Here is a 2,590-nt window from a genome sequence, read left to right on the forward strand (position 1 = left end):
GCGGGGGCTGCCACGCCCGACTCGGTCCCGGGTAGCGGAGGGAGCCGGCCGGGCCGACGCGGGGCAGTCAACGGGGAACCGCCGCGGCGACCCGGCGGGTTCGACCGGGTTGCTTACGAATCAGTATGCCGCGCGGGGCCGGAGGTATTCCTCAGGGATGTCCCCGAGTGGCCCCCGGCCGCGCGGCCAGCTACCGCTGCCCGTCCGGCTGCCGCTGCTCGTCCGGCTGCCGCTGCTCGTCGTCGCCGTGCGCGACGGTGGCGGAGCCGACGAGCGGGTAGTGGTCCGAGATCTCGCTGTCGCGCGGCAGCGCGTCGCCCCTGACGTTCCCGAAGTGGTCCCGGTCGACGAAGAGGTAGTCGAGCTTCGCCTCCTTCACCTCCGCCGAGGGGCGGACGTGCGTGGGCTCTCCCGACCGGCAGGCGCGTGGCCTCGGCGCGGTGGCCTTGCAGGTGGCGTCGAAGCGGGCGGGGTCGGTCTCGTCCACCTCCATGAGCCGTCCGTGGCCGCCGAGTTCGGGCCGGTAGAACGGGTCGAGGTCGGTGGAGCGCGGGCTGGTGCTCCGGTCGGGGATCGTGTCCGTGCGGTGCAGCGGGTTGAAGTCGCCGCCCAGGACGACCGGGGTGCCGGCGTCGAGCCACGGGTGGGCGGCGAGGTTCGCGGCCTGCCTGGCGTTGATGTCCGGCGGCTTGCCGTCGTACTGCGGGTAGAGGTGGACGGAGCAGCCGCGGGTCTTCCGGCCGCGGATCTCCGCCTCGACGCACGCGGCGTGCCAGGCTTCCGGTCCCGAGTACGCGCGGGTGTAGTCGTCGTCGGGGTCGATCGTGACCGACTCGCCGGGGGTGAGGGGCCCCTTGGCGTAGACGGCGATGCCGTACACGCCCTGGGTGACCGTGCCGTCCGCGCCCTTCACGTCGCACACGCCCGGCCGCCGGAAGGTCTCGACGAAGTGCCCGCCGTAGCCGTCGCCCTCCAGGGCCCGGCCTATCGTCTCGAACTGCTGCGAGCAGACCTCCTGGAGGAAGACGAAGTCGGCCTTCCCTCCGCGGGCAAGCCCGACCACCGCGTCGCGCCTCTTCTCCACCTCGCGGGTCGCCGAGCAGTCCTCGGTGCTGGGGCTGTTGCCGCAGATGTTGTACGTCAGGAACCTGACCGGTGCGTCGGAGCCGGCCGCGGCCGCCGGCTGTTCCGGCGCCGTCCCGGCGGCGGCCGGCGCGGCGGCGGCCGCGGTGAGCAGCAGTGCCGGCAAGACGGCGTAAGCCCGGCGTCGCAGCATGGGAGCGTCCTTCCTTCCCGGCCGCGAACAGCCTTGCGCCACGCGGCGGATGGGGGCGATGTTGCGCAGGTGATCGCTGGGAATGGTGTCATCCGGAGTGGATCGGCACCAGACGACCTCCGCGCCCCGCCCCGGCGGGCAGGCCCCCCTGCTCAGCCGAGGAACGACAGCCGCACGCTGCGCTGCGGGTTGTCGCGGTTGGTGTCGACCAGCACCACCGACTGCCAGGTGCCCAGCTCCAGCCGGCCACCGATCACCGGCAGCGTGGCGTGCGGCGGCACCAGCGCGGGCAGCACGTGGTCGCGGCCGTGGCCGGGGCTGCCGTGCCGGTGGCTCCAGCGGTCGTCGGCGGGCAGCAGGTCGTGCAGCGCGGCCAGGAGGTCGTCGTCGCTGCCGGCGCCCGTCTCGATGATCGCGATGCCCGCGGTGGCGTGCGGGACGAAGACGTTGAGGAGCCCGTCGCGGCCGTCCGCGGCCTCGCGCAGGAAGGCGTCGCAGTCTGCGGTGAGGTCGTGCACGGTCTCGCCGGACCCGGTGGCGATCCGGAGCGCGTGGGTCGTGAAGACGTCGGTCATGGGGCCAGCATCGCGCATGGGGAAGATCCGTGCCGCCACAGGCGTTGGCGCACACATGAGCGGCATCGTACGGACGCAGGTGGTGGTGATCGGTTCCGGCCAGGCCGGGCTGTCGGCGGCGTACTTCCTGCGCCGCGCGGGCCTGGACTTCGTGGTCCTGGACCACTCCCCCGGCCCCGGCGGCGCCTGGCAGTTCCGGTGGCCGACGCTGACGTACGGCAAGGCGCACCGCGTGCACGACCTGCCTGGCATGCCGCTGGCCGCCGACGACGCGGACACGGGGCGCCCGGCCGCGGACGTCGTCGGGGAGTACTTCGGCGCGTACGAGCGCGCCTTCGCGCTGCCTGTGCGCCGGCCGGTGAACGTGGCGGAGGTGCGCGAGGGCTCCGGGGGCGAGGCCGGGCGGCTGCTGGTGGTCACGGACGCGGGCACGTGGTCGGCGCGCGCCCTGGTCAACGCCACCGGCACCTGGGACCGGCCGTTCTGGCCGCGCTACCCGGGCCAGGAGACGTTCGGCGGCAGGCAGCTCCACACGGCGCAGTACCGCGGCCCGCAGGAGTTCGCCGGGCAGCGGGTCGTGGTCGTCGGCGGCGGCGCCTCGGGCACGCAGCACCTGCTGGAGCTGGCGGGGACGGCGGCGGAGACCGCCTGGGTGACGCGCAGGCCGCCGGTGTGGCGGGACGGCCCGTTCGATGAGGACTGGGGCCGCGCCGTCGTGGCCAGGGTCGAGGAGCGGGTA

General features: G+C 74.4%; 3 protein-coding genes. 1 reads left to right on the forward strand and 2 read right to left on the reverse strand.

The features are described from left to right. Window positions 1–190: 190 nt before the first annotated feature. Together H5J30_RS26705 and H5J30_RS26710 are read right to left on the reverse strand one after the other, a co-directional pair. On the reverse strand, window positions 191–1,276 hold the full coding sequence (locus H5J30_RS26705) for an endonuclease/exonuclease/phosphatase family protein (RefSeq protein WP_258563552.1): 1,086 nt from the start codon (window positions 1,274–1,276) through the stop codon (window positions 191–193). A gap of 152 nt (window positions 1,277–1,428) precedes the next feature. After that, window positions 1,429–1,851: a secondary thiamine-phosphate synthase enzyme YjbQ gene (locus tag H5J30_RS26710; RefSeq protein WP_181789887.1), complete on the reverse strand. Its 423-nt coding sequence runs from the start codon at window positions 1,849–1,851 to the stop codon at window positions 1,429–1,431. A gap of 55 nt (window positions 1,852–1,906) precedes the next feature. Between H5J30_RS26710 and H5J30_RS26715 the strand changes: the two genes are divergently transcribed. Next, on the forward strand, window positions 1,907–2,590 hold a 684-nt coding region (locus H5J30_RS26715; protein ID WP_181789888.1), incomplete at its 3' end, for an NAD(P)-binding domain-containing protein.

It is taken from the genome of Streptomyces phytophilus (assembly GCF_013870535.1).
GTDB lineage: Bacteria > Actinomycetota > Actinomycetes > Streptomycetales > Streptomycetaceae > Streptomyces > Streptomyces phytophilus.

Coding starts and splice junctions, on each gene's coding strand:
- H5J30_RS26705 (WP_258563552.1), bottom strand. CDS start 1,276: ATGCTGCGACGCCGGGCTTACGCCGTCTTGCCGGCACTGCTGCTCACC.
- H5J30_RS26710 (WP_181789887.1), bottom strand. CDS start 1,851: ATGACCGACGTCTTCACGACCCACGCGCTCCGGATCGCCACCGGGTCC.